At 72.0% G+C, this 19,319-nt stretch carries 18 protein-coding genes; 8 read left to right on the forward strand and 10 right to left on the reverse strand.

Annotated features, from left to right (window positions below; all coding sequences use genetic code 11):
- The first annotated feature begins 21 nt into the window (after positions 1-21).
- Together glk and eda are read left to right on the forward strand one after the other, a co-directional pair.
- Positions 22-990: a glucokinase gene (gene glk / locus AB0L06_RS23835; protein ID WP_500233274.1), complete on the forward strand. Its 969-nt coding sequence runs from the start codon at positions 22-24 to the stop codon at positions 988-990.
- A 16-nt stretch (positions 991-1,006) separates the two neighbouring features.
- Complete coding sequence (gene eda / locus AB0L06_RS23840; protein ID WP_500233275.1) at positions 1,007-1,630, forward strand: bifunctional 4-hydroxy-2-oxoglutarate aldolase/2-dehydro-3-deoxy-phosphogluconate aldolase; 624 nt, start codon at positions 1,007-1,009, stop codon at positions 1,628-1,630.
- Positions 1,631-1,760: 130 nt separating this feature from the next.
- Here eda and AB0L06_RS23845 read toward each other — a convergent pair whose 3' ends face one another.
- Together AB0L06_RS23845 and AB0L06_RS23850 are read right to left on the reverse strand one after the other, a co-directional pair.
- Positions 1,761-2,273, reverse strand: a complete 513-nt coding sequence (locus tag AB0L06_RS23845) for a DUF1707 SHOCT-like domain-containing protein (protein WP_500233276.1) — start codon at positions 2,271-2,273, stop codon at positions 1,761-1,763.
- Positions 2,270-2,926, reverse strand: a complete 657-nt coding sequence (locus AB0L06_RS23850) for a PadR family transcriptional regulator (protein WP_500233532.1) — start codon at positions 2,924-2,926, stop codon at positions 2,270-2,272. Before AB0L06_RS23850 ends, AB0L06_RS23845 begins: the two co-directional genes overlap by 4 nt.
- A 377-nt stretch (positions 2,927-3,303) precedes the next feature.
- Between AB0L06_RS23850 and acnA the strand changes: the two genes are divergently transcribed.
- Complete coding sequence (gene acnA, locus AB0L06_RS23855) at positions 3,304-6,021, forward strand: aconitate hydratase AcnA (protein WP_500233277.1); 2,718 nt, start codon at positions 3,304-3,306, stop codon at positions 6,019-6,021.
- Between the two features lie 239 nt (positions 6,022-6,260).
- Entirely contained in the window at positions 6,261-7,637 is a 1,377-nt protein-coding gene (locus tag AB0L06_RS23860) for a pyridoxal phosphate-dependent decarboxylase family protein (RefSeq protein WP_500233278.1), read from the forward strand.
- An 18-nt stretch (positions 7,638-7,655) separates the two neighbouring features.
- Here the strand turns inward: AB0L06_RS23860 and AB0L06_RS23865 are convergent, their stop codons facing one another.
- The gene (locus AB0L06_RS23865; protein ID WP_500233279.1) at positions 7,656-8,333 is read right to left on the reverse strand and encodes a TMEM175 family protein; all 678 of its coding nucleotides are present in this window, start codon (positions 8,331-8,333) and stop codon (positions 7,656-7,658) included.
- A gap of 47 nt (positions 8,334-8,380) precedes the next feature.
- Here AB0L06_RS23865 and AB0L06_RS23870 point away from each other — a divergent pair, with 47 nt between their 5' ends.
- From AB0L06_RS23870 to mug, 3 genes are read left to right on the forward strand one after another with little or no spacing between them, the layout of a single operon-like run.
- On the forward strand, positions 8,381-9,319 hold the full coding sequence (locus tag AB0L06_RS23870) for an aldo/keto reductase (RefSeq protein ID WP_500233280.1): 939 nt from the start codon (positions 8,381-8,383) through the stop codon (positions 9,317-9,319).
- A gap of 31 nt (positions 9,320-9,350) precedes the next feature.
- Positions 9,351-10,085 (forward strand): sulfite exporter TauE/SafE family protein, encoded by a 735-nt coding sequence (locus AB0L06_RS23875; RefSeq protein ID WP_500233281.1) that lies wholly within the window; start codon positions 9,351-9,353, stop codon positions 10,083-10,085.
- Positions 10,085-10,672: a G/U mismatch-specific DNA glycosylase gene (gene mug / locus AB0L06_RS23880; RefSeq protein ID WP_500233282.1), complete on the forward strand. Its 588-nt coding sequence runs from the start codon at positions 10,085-10,087 to the stop codon at positions 10,670-10,672. Before AB0L06_RS23875 ends, mug begins: the two co-directional genes overlap by 1 nt.
- 6 nt (positions 10,673-10,678) lie before the next feature.
- On the opposite strand, the gene AB0L06_RS23885 is transcribed toward mug, so the two are convergent.
- The 7 genes from AB0L06_RS23885 to idi form a co-directional block, all read right to left on the reverse strand.
- Positions 10,679-11,149 (reverse strand): ASCH domain-containing protein, encoded by a 471-nt coding sequence (locus tag AB0L06_RS23885; RefSeq protein ID WP_500233283.1) that lies wholly within the window; start codon positions 11,147-11,149, stop codon positions 10,679-10,681.
- A gap of 202 nt (positions 11,150-11,351) precedes the next feature.
- A complete protein-coding gene (locus AB0L06_RS23890) occupies positions 11,352-11,939 on the reverse strand; it encodes a class F sortase (protein WP_500233284.1) in 588 nt (195 codons plus the stop codon).
- A 38-nt stretch (positions 11,940-11,977) separates the two neighbouring features.
- The gene (locus tag AB0L06_RS23895; protein ID WP_500233285.1) at positions 11,978-12,931 is read right to left on the reverse strand and encodes a hypothetical protein; all 954 of its coding nucleotides are present in this window, start codon (positions 12,929-12,931) and stop codon (positions 11,978-11,980) included.
- A gap of 135 nt (positions 12,932-13,066) precedes the next feature.
- Entirely contained in the window at positions 13,067-13,921 is an 855-nt protein-coding gene (locus AB0L06_RS23900; protein ID WP_500233533.1) for a carbohydrate ABC transporter permease, read from the reverse strand.
- 64 nt (positions 13,922-13,985) lie between these two features.
- Positions 13,986-14,948, reverse strand: a complete 963-nt coding sequence (locus tag AB0L06_RS23905; protein WP_500233286.1) for a carbohydrate ABC transporter permease — start codon at positions 14,946-14,948, stop codon at positions 13,986-13,988.
- Positions 14,945-16,270, reverse strand: a complete 1,326-nt coding sequence (locus tag AB0L06_RS23910; RefSeq protein WP_500233287.1) for an ABC transporter substrate-binding protein — start codon at positions 16,268-16,270, stop codon at positions 14,945-14,947. Before AB0L06_RS23910 ends, AB0L06_RS23905 begins: the two co-directional genes overlap by 4 nt.
- 125 nt (positions 16,271-16,395) lie before the next feature.
- Positions 16,396-16,977 carry an isopentenyl-diphosphate Delta-isomerase gene (gene idi / locus AB0L06_RS23915; RefSeq protein ID WP_500233288.1) on the reverse strand — a complete coding sequence of 194 codons (582 nt, stop codon included), beginning with the start codon at positions 16,975-16,977 and terminating at the stop codon, positions 16,396-16,398.
- A gap of 201 nt (positions 16,978-17,178) precedes the next feature.
- On the opposite strand from idi, the gene dxs reads away from it, so the two are divergent.
- The gene (gene dxs / locus AB0L06_RS23920) at positions 17,179-19,116 is read left to right on the forward strand and encodes a 1-deoxy-D-xylulose-5-phosphate synthase (protein WP_500233289.1); all 1,938 of its coding nucleotides are present in this window, start codon (positions 17,179-17,181) and stop codon (positions 19,114-19,116) included.
- Positions 19,117-19,319: the final 203 nt, after the last annotated feature.

Here is a 19,319-nt window from a genome sequence, read left to right on the forward strand (position 1 = left end):
GCAGGCGAGGAGGAAGAAGACATGACGATGCCGTGGCTGGTCGCCGACGTGGGCGGCACCAACGCGCGGTTCGCGCTGGTGGACGGCCCGGGCGCCGCGCCCGAGCGGGTGGCCGCGCTGCCCACCCGCGGGCACCGGGGCCTGGCCGAGGCCGCGGCCGCCTACCTCGCCGAGCACGGCGGGGGAGCGCGGCCCGCCGCGGCCTGCCTGGCGGTCGCCGGCCCGGTCGTGGACGGCCGGATCCGGCTGACCAACGCGGGCTGGGCGAACGACACGGTCGAGCGCACCCGCGCCCACCTCGGCATCGAGAACCTCAAGGTCATCAACGACTTCGAGGCATTGGCCTGGTCGCTGCCCGGACTCGGGGCGGACGACCTGATGGCCGTCGGCGGGGCGCTTCCGCCCGCCGGCGGACCGCGCGCGGTACTGGGACCCGGCACCGGCATGGGGGTGGCGGGCCTGGTCCCAGTACCGAACAGCGCGGGAGGCGGCTGGATACCTGTTCCCGGCGAGGGCGGCCATGTGGACGTCCCGGCGGGCACCGACCGCGAGATCGAGGTCATGCGGCTGGTGCGCGCCGAACTCGGCGTCGCGAACGCCGAGTACCTGCTCTCCGGCGACGGCCTCGCCCGGCTGTACCGGCTGCTGGCGATGCTGGACGGCGTCCGCGTGGAGCCGCTGGACGCCGCGATGATCGTCGAACGCCGGGACGAGCCCGCCTGCGCCGAGGCGCTCGCGGCCTTCTGCGGGCTGCTCGGCTCGTTCGCGGGGAACGTCGCGCTCACGACCGGCGCGACCGGCGGCGTCTACCTGGCGGGCGGCATCCTGCCCCGCATCCCGGGCGTGCTCCAGTCGAGCGACTTCCGCCGCCGGTTCGAGGACAAGCCGCCGGTCACCGACTACCTCAAGGGCATCCCGACCGCCCTGATCGTCCACCCGTACCCGGCGCTGGTCGGCGCCTCCGTCCTGCTGACGCAGGCGAACGCGTGATCCCTCAGGAGCAGGCATGAACGCGCACGAACTGCTGGACCTCGCCCCGGTCGTCCCCGTCGTCGTCTTGGACGACGCGGACGCGGCCGTCCCGCTCGCCCGCGCGCTGGTCGCGGGTGGGCTGCGCGCGATCGAGGTGACGCTGCGCACGGACGCGGCGATCGGCGCGATCGAGCGGATCGCCGCCGAGGTGCCGGACGCCGTGGTCGGCGCGGGCACGGTCGTCGCGCCGTCCGACGCCGAGCGGTCGCTCAAGGCGGGCGCGAGGTTCCTGGTCAGCCCGGGGTGCACGCCCGCGCTGCGGGACGCGATGACCGCGACCGGGCTGCCGTTCCTGCCCGGGGTGTCCAGCGCGTCCGAGGCGATGGCGCTGCTGGAGCACGGCGTCACCGCGATGAAGTTCTTCCCGGCCGAGGCGGCCGGGGGCGTGCCCTTCCTGAAGGCGCTCGGCGGCCCGCTGCCGCAGGTGCGGTTCTGCCCGACCGGCGGCATCACGCCCGAGTCGGCGCCGCGCTACCTGGCGCTGCCGAACGTCGGCTGCGTCGGCGGGAGCTGGCTCACCCCGGCGGACGCCGTCCGCGCGGGCGACTGGGACCGGATCGCGTCCCTCGCGAAGCAGGCCGCCGCCCTGGCGGCCTGACCCAAGACTCGCGACCTCCCCGTCCCATGGGGGTGAGGACGGGGAGGCCGCGATGACACTCAGCGCGCCGCCGATGGCGTGTGCCGCCGAACGGCGTGTGCCGTTGAGCGGGCGTGCCGTTGAACGGGCGTCAGCGCGGTGCGCCGCGGTGTCGGCGCGTGTGGACGAGCATCGCCAGCATGCGGACGATCCACAGGATCACCACGACGTGGAACACCGTCAGCAGCGCCGAACCCGCGCCCGCGCCCGTGCTCAGCGCCACCGCCGCGAACAGCACGGCGAGCACCGGGAAGAACGGCGGCCGCCGGCGGTGGCCGCGCCACGCCGGATGCCCGGCGCCCGCCCACATGCCCGGATGCCGCTCGTGCGGGCCGCGTCCGCCGTACGGGCCGTGCCCGGAGGACGACGTGACCGCTTCCCGCCCGGACATGGGAAGCCCGTTCGGCTCCGGCAGGTCGCGGACGACGTCGCGCAGGTCGCCCAGGGTCTTGGCGGCCAGCGCCGCGTCGAGCCGCTCGTCCAGCTCGGCCCGGTCGAGACGCCCCGCCGCGAAGTGCTCGTGCAGCGCGAGCGCGACCGCGTCCCGCTCGGCGTCACCGACCCGCAGTCCGTCGGGTGTGCCAGGGGCTCTGGAGTTCGTCATGGCTGCTCCTCGGAGTCGGCCCGGCCGCCCGCTCCGGGGGCGTCGTCGGCCAGGATCCGGTACAGGTCGCGGCGGGCGTCGGTGAGGATCGCGACGGCCCGCTCCACGCCGTCCGGCGTGCCGGAGCGCAGCACCTCCACCGCCGCCGCGCCGGTGCCCGCGATCGCCTTGAACAGCTCCGGGACCCCCTCGGGGGCCCCTTCGTTCATCCGCGCCCACGGCTCGGCGAGCTCGTCGGCGTGCGCCTCGATGTAGGCGCGGCCTTCGTCGGTGAGCCGGTAGACGCGGCGGCCGGCGTCCTCCTCGGACGCGACCAGGCCCTCGTCGGCCAGCTGCTGGAGCGCGGGGTAGACGGCTCCGGGGCTGGGCCGCCACGCGCCGTCGCTGCGCTCGGCGATCTCCTGGATCACCTGGTAGCCGTTGCGCGGCTGCTCGGCGAGCAGCGCGAGGATCGCGGCCCGGACGTCGCCCTTGCGCGCCCGTCCGCCGGGACCGCCCAAGTGGCCGCGCTTCCACGGCGGCCCGCCCGGCCCGAACGGGCCCGGACCGCCCCAGGGCCCGGCGTTCGCCCAGGATCGGGGATCGCCGAACGGCCAGCCGCCCGAGCCGTGGCCGGGTTCGCCCTGCCGTCGGTGCTCGTGTCCCCATCCCATCTTCACCACCGCCTTCTGAGAGATCTCTTTGACCCCTCGCGATACGACAACGATATATCGAAGACGTTCGGCGGTCCAGGACGGTTCCCGGGGCGGTCCGGTTCCGATGTATGTTGATGTCGAGATAAATTCGAGATAGCTTGATGTCGAGAGAAAATCGGCGGAAGTTGGGTGGGGCCGGGTCCCGAGCAGGTATCCGGGTGCGGGAGGATTCTCCTTGGGCGAGTGACAGCGTCCGCCCGGCCCTGACCGGCCCGGGTCGCACTCCACGACCGGCCGCCGCCGAGCGGGACGGCCCGCCCCGACAAGACGAACAGAGATTTCGCCGCGCAGTCGTGTCCCGGACCGGACGCGCGGCGGTGACGGAGGAGGAGTCCGTGTCCGCGAACAGCTTCGGTGCCCGCAGTGAGCTGCGGGTTGGCGAGAAGTCCTACGAGATCTACCGGCTGGACGCCGTCGAGGGCTCGGCCCGTCTCCCGTACAGCCTGAAGGTGCTGCTGGAGAACCTGCTGCGCACCGAGGACGGCGCGAACGTCACCGCCGACCACGTCCGCACCCTCGCCGGCTGGGACAGCAAGGCCCAGCCGAGCCACGAGATCCAGTTCACCCCGGCCCGCGTGATCATGCAGGACTTCACCGGCGTGCCCTGCGTGGTGGACCTGGCGACCATGCGCGAGGCCGTGCGCGACCTCGGCGGCGACCCGACCCGCATCAACCCGCTCGCGCCGGCCGAGATGGTCATCGACCACTCGGTCATCGTCGACTACTTCGGCACCCCCGAGGCGTTCGAGCGCAACGTCCAGGTCGAGTACGAGCGCAACAAGGAGCGCTACCAGTTCCTGCGCTGGGGCCAGACCGCGTTCGACCAGTTCAAGGTCGTCCCCCCGGGCACCGGCATCGTCCACCAGGTGAACATCGAGCACCTGGCCCGCGTGGTCTTCGACACCGAGGGCGTCGCCTACCCCGACACCTGCGTCGGCACCGACTCCCACACCACGATGGAGAACGGCATCGGCGTCCTCGGCTGGGGCGTCGGCGGCATCGAGGCCGAGGCCGCGATGCTCGGCCAGCCGATCTCCATGCTGATCCCGCGGGTCGTCGGCTTCAAGCTGACCGGCCAGCTCCCGGCCGGCACCACCGCCACCGACCTGGTGCTGACCGTCACCGAGATGCTGCGCAAGCACGGCGTCGTCGGCAAGTTCGTCGAGTTCTACGGCGAGGGCGTGGCCGAGCTGCCGCTGGCCAACCGCGCCACGATCGGCAACATGAGCCCCGAGTTCGGCTCCACCTGCGCGATCTTCCCGATCGACGACCAGACCCTGTCCTACCTGCGCCTGACCGGCCGCTCCGACGAGCAGATCGCGCTCGTCGAGGCGTACGCCAAGGAGCAGGGCATGTGGCTCGACCCGGCCGTCGAGCCGGAGTTCTCCGAGTACCTCGAGCTCGACCTGTCGACGGTCGTCCCGTCGCTGGCCGGCCCGAAGCGCCCGCAGGACCGCATCTCCGTCTCGGCCGCCAAGGAGACCTGGCGCCGCGACGTCCAGAACTACGTCACGAACGGCGACGAGGCGGGCATCGAGTCCTTCCCGGCGTCCGACGCCCCGGCCGAGCACGCCAACGGCGACCGCCCGCACCGTCCGACCGTCGTGAAGATGGACGACGGCGCCGAGTTCACGATCGACCACGGCATCGTCGCGGTGGCGGCCATCACGTCCTGCACCAACACCTCCAACCCGTACGTGATGGTCGGCGCGGGCCTGCTCGCCAAGAAGGCCGTCGAGAAGGGCCTGACCCGCAAGCCGTGGGTCAAGACCTCCCTCGCCCCCGGCTCCCAGGCCGTCACCGACTACCTCGAGCGCGCGGGCCTGTCCCCGTACCTCGACAAGATCGGCTACAACCTGGTCGGCTACGGCTGCACCACCTGCATCGGCAACACCGGCCCGCTGCAGCCGGAGATCTCCAAGGCGATCAACGACAACGACCTCGCGGTCACCGCGGTGCTGTCCGGCAACCGCAACTTCGAGGGCCGCATCAGCCCCGACGTGAAGATGAACTACCTGGCCTCGCCGCCGCTGGTCATCGCCTACGCGCTCGCGGGCACGATGGACATCGACATCCTCAACGACGCCATCGCCGAGGACGCCGAGGGCAACCCGGTCTACCTGAAGGACCTCTGGCCCTCGACCGACGAGGTCGCCGAGATCGTCGAGTCCGCCATCGGCCAGGAGATGTACCTGCGCACCTACGCCGACGTCTTCAAGGGCGACGAGCGCTGGCGCGGCCTGGACATCCCGACCGGCGGCACCTTCGAGTGGGACGCCGACTCCACCTACGTCCGCAAGGCCCCGTACTTCGAGGGCATGCAGATGGAGCCGGCCCCGGTCTCCGACATCTCCGGCGCGCGCGTGCTCGCCAAGCTGGGCGACTCGGTCACCACCGACCACATCTCCCCGGCGGGCTCGATCAAGGTCGGCACCCCGGCCGCGCAGTACCTGCAGGAGAACGGCGTCGAGGTCCGCGACTTCAACAGCTACGGCTCGCGCCGCGGCAACCACGAGGTCATGATCCGCGGCACCTTCGCCAACATCCGGCTGCGCAACCAGCTGCTGGACGGCGTGGAGGGCGGCTACACCCGCGACTTCACGAAGGACGGCGCGCCCCAGTCGTTCATCTACGACGCCGCCCAGAACTACGCGGCGCAGGGCACCCCGCTCGTCGTGATCGCGGGCAAGGAGTACGGCTCCGGCTCGTCCCGCGACTGGGCCGCCAAGGGCACCGCGCTGCTCGGCGTCCGCGCCGTCGTCGCCGAGTCCTACGAGCGCATCCACCGCTCGAACCTGATCGGCATGGGCGTGCTGCCGCTGCAGTTCAAGGACGGCGAGTCCGCCGCGTCCCTGGGCCTGACCGGCACCGAGACCTTCGAGATCACCGGCGTGGAGAAGCTCAACGAGGGCGAGACCCCGCGCGAGGTGACCGTGAAGGCGGACGGCAGGGAGTTCCAGGCCGTCGTCCGGATCGACACCCCCGGTGAGGCCGACTACTACCGCAACGGCGGCATCATGCAGTACGTCCTGCGCAACCTGCTCCGCAAGTAGCGGGAACGCGCGTCACGGACGCGCCGCACGACCGACGCACCGCACGACGGACGGGCCGTCCCCTGCTCAGGGGACGGCCCGTTCCGCGTGCCCGGGGTAGGGCCGGGGTCGGCTCTTACGGACGGGGGCGCGACAGGGTACTTTTCTTTTGAGGCCAAACGAGAGTTATGGGGCCTCTTAGTGTGTTTGCTGCCCTTTTCGGCAGTTGGTGTCGGCGGTGTGTCAGCGATGGAGGTGGCATGGGCGGCGGTATGGACCAGGCCCTGGGTTCGCCGTGGGGCGACGAGACGGCCGTGGTGGACGCGCTCCTGGAGTGGGCCCGGGGACGGGTGGTGCGGTCGAGCGACCCCAAGACCACCGCGCGGCCCGCGTCCGAGCTGCGGAACGCGGCGGGGAAGACCGTCACCCCGTCCGGGATCGGCGCCCCCGAGGCGATGCGCGTGTTCGAGGAGGTGCTGCTCCCCGCCACCCGCTCGATGGACGACCCGCTGAACCTGGCCTACATCGCCGCCGCGCCGTCCCGCACGTCCATGGCGTTCGACTGCGTGGTCGGCGCCGCGAACGTGTTCGGCGGGCTCTGGGAGACCGGCGCGGGCGCGATCCACGCCGAGAACGAGGCCATCGCCTGGCTCGTCGAGCTGCTCGGCTGGCCGTCCACCGCGGGCGGGACGTTCGTCTCCGGCGGCACGATGGGCAACCTGTCCGCGCTCGCGACCGCCCGCGAGACCGCCCGGCACCGGCTCGGCGGACGCCCCGAGGGCGGCTGGCGGCTCGCCTGCACCGCCGAGGCGCACTCGTCGATCAAGTCGGCCGTCCGGCTGCTGGACGCCGACGTCGTCGAGGTCCCAGGCGTCCAGGGCCGCCTCACCGGCGACGCCCTGCGGGCCGTCCTCGAGGCCGAGCGCGAGGCGGGCCGGACGGTCTTCGCCGTCGTCGCGACCGCCGGGACGACCAACGGCGGCCTGATCGACGACCTCGAGGGCGTCGCCGCGGCGTGCCGCGAGTTCGGCGCCTGGATGCACGTGGACGGCGCGTACGGAGGGGCCGGGCTCGCCGCTCCCTCGGTCCGGGACCGGTATCGCGGCATCGAGGACGCCGACAGCTTCATCGTGGACCCGCACAAGTGGCTGTTCTCCACCTACGACTGCTGCGCGCTGATCTACCGCGAGCCGCGCCTCGCCCGCGCCGCGCACACTCAGCACGCCGGGTACCTGGACGAGATCGACCGCGAGCAGTGGAACCCCGCCGACCTCGCCGTCCAGCTCACCCGCCGCACCCGCGGCCTCCCCTTCTGGTTCGGCCTCGCCACGCACGGCACCGCCCGGTACACCGAGGCCGTCGAGACGACCCTCGCGACCTCCCGCCGCGTCGCCGACCACATCCGCGAGTCCGCGCACCTGCGGCTGCTCCAGGAGCCGACCCTGTCCGTCCTGCTGTTCGAGCGGGTCGGCTGGACCGAGGAGCAGTACTCGGCCTGGTCGCGGCGGAACGCCGTGGACGGCGTGATCCTCTGCGTCCCCACCAAGTTCGAGGGGCGCACCGTCCTGCGCCTGGCCTTCGTCAACCCGATGACCCGCGCCGACAAGGTCATCCCCATCCTGGACACCCTGATCTGACAGGGAGGTCCGAGCGGATCAGCCCTCCTGGGCGCCGTCCGGGAAGCCGTCCGGCCCCGTGCGGGACGCGGGGTTGCGGCGTCCGACGATGAAGTACAGCACGATCAGCGCGCTCAGCGCGAGGGCGCCGATCGGGCTGACCAGGGCGACCAGCGCCGCGACGAGGTAGCCGACCGGGCCGAGCAGCGACTGCCGCCGCGCCCGGGAGGCCGTCCCGCGCGCGGCCTCGTGCAACAGCTCGGGGTGGCGCGTGAGATGGTGCCAGAACAGCGTGAACCAGGCCGACGACACCGCCATGGACAGCGTGTAGAAGACCGCCGCGTCCGTCGCGTGCGGATGGGTCAGGTGCTCGCCCAGCGTGGCCGTGGGCAGCGGCAGGAAGCTGATCGTCCCCAGCAGGCCGAGGTTGAGGAACAGCAGCGTCCGGTCCACCCGGACGACGCTGTGGAACAGGTTGTGGTGGTGGACCCAGGCGATCCCGATCACCAGGAACGTCACCGCGAAGGAGTCCAGCGCGGGCCACTCGTGGCGCAGGACGGACCAGACCGGTTCGTCCCGTCCGGGCCGGTGGACGTCCAGGATCAGCAGTGTCGCGGCGATCGCGATCACGGCGTCGCTGAACGCCTGCAGCCGGCCGGAACTGATCACGAGATCGGACGCGGCCTGGCCCGGGGGAGCGGGCGGGGTCTCGGGCATGGGGGGCTCCCGGAAAATAAGCGGATTCAAAGTGATTGGATCAAAATATGGCTGACACCACCAAGATCGGATCCCTGACCGTCTTTCCCCTGTCGCTCGGCGGCAACGTGTTCGGATGGACGGCCGACCAGGACGCCTCGTACGCCGTTCTGGACGCCTTCACCGCGGGCGGGGGGAACTTCGTCGACACCGCCGACGGCTACTCGGCGTGGGTGCCGGGGAACCACGGCGGCGAGTCCGAGACGATCATCGGCGAGTGGATGGAGTCGCGGCGCAACCGCGACGCGATGGTCATCGCGACCAAGGTCGGCGCGCACCCCGAGCGCAAGGGGCTGTCCGCCGCCAACATCCGCGCCGCCGCCGAGGACTCGCTCCGCCGCCTCCGCACCGATCACCTCGACCTCTACTACACCCACTTCGACGACGAGTCGGTGCCGGTCGAGGAGATCATCGGTGCGATGGACGAGCTGAAGCGCGCGGGCAAGGTCCGCGAGATCGCCGTCTCCAACATCTCGCCCGAGCGGCTCGAGGCGTCCCTGGCCGTCAGCGACCGGGACGGCCTGGCCAAGTACGTCGCGATCCAGCCGCACTACAACCTCGTCCACCGGGACGGGTACGAGGGCGGGCGGCTGGAGATCGCGCAGCGGCACGGCCTGGTCGCCATGCCGTACTACGCGCTCGCGTCCGGGTTCCTGACCGGCAAGTACCGTCCCGGGCAGACCGTGGACAGCCCCCGCGCGGGGGGCGCGGGCAAGTACCTGGAGACCGAGCGCGGGCAGCGGGTGCTCGCCGCCCTGGACGCGATCGCGGTCGAGCGGGAGGTCCCGGTCGCCACGGTCGCGCTCGCCTGGCTCGCCGGCCGTCCGACCGTCGCCGCGCCGATCGCCAGCGCCCGCTCGGTCGACCAGCTCCCGGCCCTGCTCGCGATCGCCGACCTCACCCTGACCGACGCCGAGGCGGAGCGGCTCACCGAGGCCTCCGCATAGCCGGATCAGGGTGGATGTATCGTTCCAAATCGTGCACTCGGTCGTGTTCCCGTCCACCCTGTTCCTCGTCGCCGGCGGTCTCGCCGTGCTCGTCGGCGCGATCGTCCAGAGCAGCATCGGGTTCGGGGTCGGCGTGGTCGCGACGCCCGTCGTCGCGCTGCTGTTCCCGGACCTGATGCCGGGTTCGCTGCTCATCGCGGCCACCGTGACGCCGATGTTCACGCTGGTCCGCGAGATCCGGCACGCCGACCTCCGGGGCCTCGGCTGGGCCTTCGCCGGACGGCTCGCCGCGACGCCGTTCGGGGTGTGGGTCGTCGCCGTCCTGTCGGCGCGGGGCATGGGCCTGGTGGCCGGCGGCCTGGTGCTCGTCGCGCTCGCGGGGACCGCCTACTCCGGGGTCGTCCCGCGCAACCGGACGACCCTCGCCGCCGCCGGGATGTTCGCCGGGCTGAGCGGCACCGCGACCGCGATCGGCGGCCCGCCGATCGCGCTGCTCTACCAGCGCGAGTCCGGGCCGATGGTCCGCGCCACCCTCGCGATCTTCTTCACGATCGGGACGCTGATCTCGGTGCTGACCCTGACCGCCCTGCACCAGCTGCCGCAGCGCCAGTTCGTCGCCGGGCTCACGCTCACCCCGTTCGTCACCGCCGGGTTCTTCGCCGCCGGGCCGCTGCGCCGCTACCTGGACGGCGGCCGGACGCGGACGGCCGTTCTGGTGCTGGTCGGCGTGTCCGCCACCGCCCTCGTCGTGCGTAACCTGGTCTGATGCCGACCGCCCCTCACCCTCCGAAACCGAAGCCGCCGAAGCCGACGAAGGCCGATCTGGAGGCCGCCCGGGACAGGCTCCTCCCGGACGTCCTGCCGCCCGAGGACGTCCCGCTACGCGTGCTGTTCACCGGCATCAACCCCGGCCTCTACTCGGGCGCGACCGGCCACCACTTCGCCCGCCCCGGCAACCGGTTCTGGCCCGCGCTGCACCGCTCCGGCTTCACCCCGCGCCTGCTGCACCCCTCCGAGCAGGACGATCTGGGCGCGCTCGGCCTCGGCCTCACCAACCTCGCGCCCCGCACCACCGCCCGCGCCGACGAGCTGACCGCCGACGAGCTGCGCGAGGGCGGACGCCGCCTCGCCGAGCTGGTGGAGCGCCGCCGTCCGCGCTTCCTCGCCGTCCAGGGCGTCACCGCGTACCGCACGGCGTTCGGCCGTCCGAAGGCCCGGATCGGCCTCCAGGACGACACGCTCGGCCCGGCCGGGATCTGGGTGCTGCCGAACCCCAGCGGCCTCAACGCGAGCTGGCCCCTGGACCGCATCGCCGCCGAGCTGGCCCGCCTCCGCGAGGCCGCCGGAGCCTGACCCGGGTCAGCCCGCCCTGGACGCCGCGGAGGCCGCGGGCGCCGCGGACAGGCCGGGCGCGCCGGACGCCAGCATCGTCCGGACCTCGGTGACCAGCGTCGCGGACGGTTCCCACAGCCCGACCTGCCCGAGCGCCACCACCGGCCGCGGCAGCGGCGTCACGTTCGCCAGCCGCCAGTGGTGCGCCTCCGCCTCGGCCCAGGGCCCGCAGTCGCACGCTCCATCCAGGACCGCGCCCGAGCAGACGTCCTCGATGCCGGCGACCGCGATCACCGCGCCGACCGTCGCGAGCGGGTCGCCCGGATCCCAGCCCGCCGCGAGGACGAGCGGGGAGTCGCAGGCGCCGAGGTCCACGCGCAACGAGGCGTACACGAGCACCGGGCCCCGGTATCCGGTCGGCGCGGGCTGGTTGAACACGCCCTTGCCGCCCCGCGTCATCGCGAACGCCCACGGCTGCTGGACACTGATCGCCCTCACCCGGTCACCTCCTGTGCTGGCCCCCGCTCCATCCTGTCCGGTGGAGGCGGCGGACGTCGTGCGGTCTCCGTGAGAACCCGGCCATGCCGGACGTATCCGCACCGTCGGGAAAGACGCCGGTGTCCGGCGGGACAGTCGTCCCTGATGCCCGGACAACGAACCACGGGCCCGGATGGTTCAGTTCCTTCAGTCCCGCACCGATTCAGTTCCGCACCAGGCGCGTGTACGCGATGACGTTGTCGACGTAGTGGCCGGTGCCGCGGTCGAAGTCACCACCGCAGGTCACCAGCCGCAGGGCCGCGTAGTCCAGGTCCTCGGCGTAGACCCTCTCACCCGGGAAGGCCGCCTTGGCGACCCGCTCGACGCGCTGCACGGCGAACGCGGCGGTGCGTCCGTCCTTCCGGACGACCAGGACGCGGTCGCCCTCCCGCAGGTCCTTGAGCCGATTGAACACGGCCGCCTTCCCGCGCGCGTCCACGTGCCCGAGGATCACCGACGGCCCCTTCTCACCGGGCGTCGCGCCGTCCTTCCACCAGCCCGCGAGGTTGGGACGGTCCAGGGGCGGCACCTCGATCGTCCCGTCCGGCCTGAGCCCGAGGCCGGTGATCGGCGCGGTCACCCCCAGCCGCGGGATCCTGATCGTCACGGGCTCCGACCGGGCCAGCGCGGACGTCGCATACCGAACCGGCCCCGCGGTGCCGCTGCTCTTACTCGCCCCGGGATCGGTCGGACCGTCCGCATAGGGCCCGTCGTCCCCGCACCCGCTCAGCAACGCACCCGCCAGCACCACCGCGGCGAGGCCGCCGGAGAGCCGCCGGGACGCCGTGGTCAGGACCGCCCCCTCGCGACCCGGCGGCGGCGCAGCGCGAGTCCGGTCCCCGCGAGCGCGAAGGCCGCCGCGCCCGCGCCGACGTACGGCGCGCGGTCGTTCCGGGGGCCGGTGACGGTGCTGCCGTCGCCGGTCTCGGGGGCGCCGCGCGGGATCGTCGGGCCGGGGGACACCTCGTCCCTCCCCGGACGGGTGCTGAACACCACGTGCCCGTACCCGGCGCACCGGATCGTCACCCGGACGACCGAGGGCAGCGACCGCTCGAACGTCCCGGTGGCCTCCCAGGTGTCCTTGTCGGTCTCCTCGAACCGCGGGTCCGAGACGAAGGACGGCGAGGTCGCGCTCGCCTCGGTCGGGCAGTGCACCTTCATCCCGAGGCGTCCGCCGGGGACGACCGTCCGGGTCGACAGGTCCACGTCGTCGAAGCCGAAGTGGAACCGCTTCCCACCGCCGCCTCCGCCGTGCCCGCCGCCCGGCGGAGACGGGAGCGGGAGCGGGGGCGGAGTGGTGTGCTTCTCCGGGACGGTCGCGAACAGCGTGATCGTGCGCGGCCCGGACGCGGTCGTGCAGGTGAACTTGGTGACGTAGGAGTTGCCCGGCTTGAGCCCCGGCAGGGTCGAGGCGACACCCGCCCAGGACGTCGCGCCCGTCTTGTCGAAGCCCGACGGGTCGCCCTGGACGAACACCTCGTTCTGGCCGCCCACGGACGGCTCGCTCGCGCACCCGCTGATCCGCACCGTGACGTTCTCACCCGGCGTGAACCGCGTCGGCTCGATCGACGCCGACGGCGCACCCGACGAGGCCCCGGCCACACCGACTCCGGCCACGCCGACCTCGGACAGACCCGGATCGGCCGCCAGCGCGGGGACGGTCCCGGACGCCAGCGCGCCCACGAGGACGGCCCCGGACGCGGTCCCGGCGGCCGTGATGCGTCGGACGGAACTGCTGCCCATGGGACTCCCTGCGATTCGAGCGTGCCGATAACGCGGCAGTGTAGAGATCGGAACCGCTGCTGTGCGCTCAGTCACAGAAGTGATCACTTATTGTCCGGCCGGGGCCCGTTTCTTGTCAGATTCAGCCCTTGAGCGTCAGCCCTTGAGAGCGCCCGCCATCAGCCCACGCATGAAGAACCGTCCGAGCAGCAGGTAGACCAGCAGCGTCGGCAGTGACGCCAGCAGCGCCTCGGCCATCTGCTGGCTGTAGTTCACCGCCGCCGCGCCCGACCCCGCCGTGTTGTTCAGCAGGACGGTCACGGGCCAGCTGTCCGGCGCCCCGAGGAACACCGCGAACAGGAAGTCGTTCCACGCGGAGGTGAACTGCCAGATCAGCACGACCGCGAACGCCGGACCGGACACCGGCCGCACGACCGACCAGTAGGTGCGCAGCATGCCCGCGCCGTCCACCCGGGCCGCCTCGATCAGCTCGTTCGGGATCGTCACGTAGTAGTTCCGGAAGATCAGCGTGCAGATCGGGATCCCGTACACGACGTGCGCGAGCACCAGGCCCCGGATCGTCCCGACCAGCTGCATCTGGGTGAGCAGCCCGGCGAGCGGGATCATCACCGCCTGGTAGGGGATGAACATCCCGAACAGGAACAGCGTGAACACCGCGTCCGCGCCCGGGAACCGCCACTTGCTCAGCACGTAGCCGTTCAGCGACCCCAGCACCGCCGAGATCAGCGACCCCGACACCGCGATCTTGACGCTGTTCACCAGGCCCGGCTTCAGCGACGACCACGCCGCCCGCCAGCCGTCGAGCCCCCAGTGCTTCGGCAGGTCCCACGCCGTGGACGGGTCCGCCTCCTGGAGCGACTTGAAACTGGTCACCACCAGCACGTACACCGGGAGCAGGAACACCAGGACGAACGCCAGCAGCACCGCGAACCGCAGCGCCCGCATCGCCCGGGCCCGGCCCGACCGCTCCCGGGGCGCCCGCGCCACCATCCCCGCCGCCGCGCTCACAGTCCCGCCTCCATGCCCATCGGGCTTCCGGCGTCCGCCGTCGTGCTCATCGCGTCCGCTCCGTCCGCACCGACCAGACCAGGTAGGGGATGACCAGCACCGCGACCGCCAGCAGCAGGTACGTCGCGATCGTCGCGCCGTTCGCGGGGTCGTGCCGGTCGAAGACCTCGACGTACGTCGCGATCGCCGGGACGTAGGTGATGATCTGCTTGCCCGCGATCGCCATGATCAGGTCGAACACCTTCAGTGAGATGTGCCCGAGGATGATCAGCGCGGACAGCGTCACCGGCCGCAGCTGCGGGAACACCACGTACCGGTAGACCTGCCACTCGGACGCGCCGTCCACGCGGGCCGCCTCGCGCAGGTCGTCCGGGACGCTGCGGAACCCGGCCAGGTACAGCGCCATCACGTACCCGGACATCTGCCAGATCGCGGGGATCGCCATCGCGGCCATGCCCCACGTCTTGTCCTGCCACCACGAGTTCGCCAGGTCGCCGAGGCCGACCTTGTGGAACAGCTGGTTCAGCCCGACCGCCCGGTCGGCGGGCGCCGGGTTCATCAGCCACCGCCACACCACCCCGGACGCGATGAACGAGATCGCCATCGGGAACAGGTAGATGATCCGGAACCCGGCCTCGCCCCGGATGCCCTTCTCCATCAGGAACGCCAGGAACGCGCCGAGCAGCAGCGCGCCCCCGACGAACACGGCGGTGAAGATCAGCGCGTGCCGCACCGCCCCCGGCCAGGACGGCTGGTGCCACAGGTCGATGAAGTTCTTGCCCTTGTCGAACTTGTAGGGCGAGATCTCGTCGTGCTTGCCGCTCACCGCGACCCGCGTGTTCCAGAAGATCAGCCCGTACACGAACAGGCCGATCGCGACGATGGACGGCGAGAGCAGCAGCAGGCCGGGCAGCCATCCCGCCCGGCGGAGCCTCCGCAGCCGTCCGGGTGGGCCGCCTGCCGGCCGTGCCCGCCCGGACGAACCGCGCGCGGATTGGACTCGGGTCACTGCGCGTCGTTCTTGGCCGCGTCCGCCAGCGCCTTCTGGAGCTTCGAGGCGTCCTTGCTCTGGAGGAAGAGGCCGACGGCGGTGTCGATGTCGGTGTGCAACTTGTTGTTGGCGACGACGCCGTGCCACATCGACCCGGCCAGCTTGGTCGCCGGGTTGTTCCACTGCTCGAACGCGTAGGCGAGGTAGCCGGTGTACAGGCTCTTGTCAGCGTCGGTGCGCGCCGGGATGGAGCCCTTCTTCGGGTTGAAGAGGTCCTGGCCCTGCTTGCTGCCCGCCTCCTTCAGCCACGCCATCGCGCCCGCGCGGTGCGGGGCGCCCTTGGGGAGGGTGAAGCTGTCCGACAGCCACATGTACGTGCCGTCCGTGCCCGGCGAGGGCGCGTAGTTGAAGTCCGTGCCGAGCTTCTTGCCGAGCCCGTTCGGGGCGCTGCCGATGAAGTAGCCGTAGGCCCAGTCGCCCATGATGTTGAACGCGGCCTTGCCGTCCACCACGGCCTTGGACGCGCCCTGCCAGTCGGTGGACGCGGCCTCGACCGAGGTGTACTTCACGATCTCGGCGTAGTCGCCCAGCGCCTTGGTCATCTGCGGGCCGGACCAGTCCGCGCCCGGCTTCCACAGCGCGTTGTAGCCGTCCGTGCCGAGATCACCGAGCAGGACGCTCTCCAGCAGGTGGTCCGCGGTCCACTGCGCGCCGAGCGACAGCGGGATCTTCTTGGTCTTGGACTGCACCAGCTTGAGGTCGGCGATGAACTCCGCGACCGTCTTCGGCGGCCCGGCGATGCCCGCCTCCTTGAGCACGCCCGGGTTGAACCAGAGCATGTTCGACCGGTGGATGTTCACCGGCACCGAGTAGATCTTGCCCTGGTAGCTGATCTGGTCGAGCAGTTGCTTGGGATAGACCTTGGTCATCCCGTTCTCGTCGTAGAACGAGTTCAGCGGCTCGATCTGTCCGGCCTTGATGTAGTCCAGCAGCTCCGCGCCCGCGTGCCCCTGGAAGGAGTCCGGCGGCTTGCGGTTCTGCAGGCGGCTGGCGAGCACAGCCTTGGCCTGCGTGCCCGAGCCGCCCGCGATGGCCGCGTTCTCGAACGTGGTGCCGGGGTTGTTCTTCTCGAAGTCGGCCTTCATCGCGGCCAGGCCGTCCGCCTCGCCGGGACCGGTCCACCACGAGAAGACCTCGACCTTGGACTTGTCCGACGACTTCTTGTCACCGCCCCCGCCGCAGCCGGCGAGGACCAGTGCCCCGCCGAGCGCGACGGCCGTCAACGCGGTGAGACCGCCGCGCCCGCGAGCCCGGTGCGCGCGCACTCTTGATCCCAGCATCGCCCGTCCCTTCGGATACCCGAGGCACAAGCGTCCGTTCAAGATGTGATCAGGTCAACACTCCGCCCCGAATAGTGATCTTCCAGTGATCTGAGTCACCGCCTGGGGCTCCTGAGTCGCCGACGTCACCACGCGAGCGCCGGGGGGAGCCCATCGGTCCCCGCGTCCGGCCAGTCGAGGGGCTCGCCGAGCGGCACGAGCTCGGCCATCTGGAGCCTGTACCAGGGGGACGCCTCGGGCCGGCCCACGAGCTCGAGGCACTCCTTCCACGTCCACCACTCGGCGTTCTCGACCTCGCCCGGGGCGGGGGCCGTCGTGGTGTCGGTCACGGTCGCGCGGACGACCGGGCAGCGCTCGTACTCGACCACGCCGTCCTCGGCGACCGCCCGGTATCTGAACCCGGGCAGAACGGACGTGATCGCGTCCGCGGTGATCCCGAGCTCGGCCGACAGCCGCCGCCGCACGGCGTCCCGCAGGCCCTCCCCGGGGGCCGGATGGCCGCAGCAGCTGCCCGTCCAGACGCCCGGGAAGGTCTTCTTGTCCAGCGCCCGCCGGGTGATCAGCACCCGGCCGTCCGGAGCGGCCACGTAACAGGAGAACGCCAGGTGGTAAGGGGTGTCCCGGTGGTGGCTGGCCAGCTTGGGGGCCGTCCCGATCGCCTCGTCGGCGGCGTTCAGCAGCACGATCTCCTCGGTGTGAACGGACACGCGGTTCCTTTCGTTGGGAGTGGTGACCCCGGCCCGCGGCCGTGGGCCGGAGATGGTGGTCCGGTAGGTGGTTGTGGCGATTCGGTGCGGAAATCGTCCCAGGCGCCGGGGCGGGGCACCGGGTCGGTCAAGCCGCACTAAACTCGGAACGGCCCGACGACCAGGGGCCTCCGAAAGCCCCTGATGGAGGAGTTGACAAGCGTGACCCTGCTGGAGTCGATCACGGGTCCTGAAGACCTCAAGCGACTGGACGCCACGCTGCTTCCCCGCCTGGCCGGGGAGGTCCGCGAGTTCCTGGTGGACGCGGTCTCCAAGACCGGCGGGCACCTCGGGCCGAACCTGGGCGTCGTCGAGCTCACCATCGCGCTGCACCGGGTCTTCGACTCGCCCAGCGACCGGATCATGTTCGACACCGGCCACCAGGCGTACGTCCACAAGCTGCTGACCGGACGGCAGGACTTCTCCGCCCTCAAGCGGCGCGGCGGCATCTCCGGGTACCCGAGCCAGGCCGAGTCCGAGCACGACGTGATCGAGAACTCGCACGCCTCGACCGTCCTGTCCTACGCCGACGGCATCGCCAAGGCGTTCCAGCTGCGCGGCGAGTCCGAGCGGGCCGTGGTCGCGGTGGTCGGCGACGGCGCGCTCACCGGCGGCATGTGCTGGGAGGCCCTGAACAACATCGCCGGCGCCCAGGACCGCCCGGTGATCATCGTCGTCAACGACAACGGCCGGTCCTACTCGCCGACGATCGGCGGCCTCGCCAGCCACCTCGCCGACCTGCGCGTCACCCAGGGCTACGAGCGCGCCCTCGACCTGATCAAGCGGACGGTGCCGAAGGCCCCCGTGGTCGGCGCGGTCGCCTACGAGGCGCTGCACGGCATGAAGAAGGGCATCAAGGACGTCCTCCAGCCGCAGGCCATGTTCGAGGACCTCGGCATGAAGTACGTCGGCCCGATCGACGGCCACGACACCGAGGCCGTGGAGCACGCGCTGCGCAAGGCGCGCTCGTACGGCCGCCCGGTGATCGTCCACGCGCTCACCCGCAAGGGCCAGGGCTACGAGCCCGCCCTCGCCAACGACGAGGACCACATGCACGGCGCCGGGGCGTTCGACCCCGCCACCGGCAAGTCCATCGCCAAGCCCGGCGCCGCCCCCGGCTGGACGTCGGTGTTCGGCGAGGAGATGGTCGCGATCGGCGCCGAGCGCCCCGACGTGGTCGCGATCACCGCCGCGATGCTGCACCCGACCGGGCTCGCCCCGTTCGCCGAGGCCTACCCGGACCGCATCTACGACGTCGGCATCGCCGAGCAGCACGCCGCGACCTCGGCCGCCGGGCTCGCGTTCGGCGGCATGCACCCGGTCTTCGCCGTCTACGCGACCTTCCTGAACCGCGCGTTCGACCAGGTCCTGATGGACGTGGCGCTCCACAAACTGCCCGTGACGTTCGCGCTCGACCGGTCCGGCGTGACCGGCGACGACGGCGCGTCCCACAACGGCATGTGGGACCTGTCGATCCTGTCGCTGGTGCCGGGCATGCGCATCGCCGTCCCGCGCGACGGCACCCGGCTGCGCGAGCTGCTCCGCGAGTGCGTCGCCATCGAGGGCGGCCCGTCCGCGATCCGGTACCCGAAGGGCTCGGCCGCCGCCGACGTCCCGGCCGTCGACAAGATCGGCGACATGGACGTCCTGGCCCGGCTCGACGGCGCGAACGGCACCCGCGTGCTGCTCGTGGTCGCCGGATCCCTGGCCGCCACGGCGCTGGAGGCCGCCGAGCTGATCGCCGCGCAGGGCATCGGCGTCACGGTCGTCGACCCGCGCTGGGTCAAGCCGCTCGACCCGGAGCTGGTCGGGCTCGCCGCCGGGCACACCCTGGTCGCGGTCGTGGAGGACAACGGCCGCACCGGCGCGGTCGGCGACGCCGTCGCCCGCGAGCTGCGCGACCACGCCGTGGACGTCCCGGTCCGCACCTACGGCATCACGCAGGAGTTCCTCGACCACGCCTCGCGCGCGCAGATCCTCGCCGACCTCGGCCTCACCCCGCAGGACCTGGCCCGCGAGATCACCGCCGCGACCGCGCACGTCGCCGGGCACGGCAACGCGTCCCACGCCGAACACCACGCCGAGGCCGTCAGCGACTGACGCCCCGCACTCCGGCCGGCCGGGGGCGCTCACGCGCCCTCGGCCGTCGTGCGTCGCTCAGGACCTCCGATCACACACGCACGGTAACTCTTCGCTCACGTGGCCGTCTCCGATTCCCCGCCGCCCGCCCGCGCGGCCCGTCTGAATCGCCCCCCTTGCCCCAGAACGCGACCAGGGCCGCGTCCGCACCGCGTGGGCCACAT

The organism is Spirillospora sp. NPDC052269, from assembly GCF_040679435.1.
GTDB lineage: Bacteria > Actinomycetota > Actinomycetes > Streptosporangiales > Streptosporangiaceae > Spirillospora.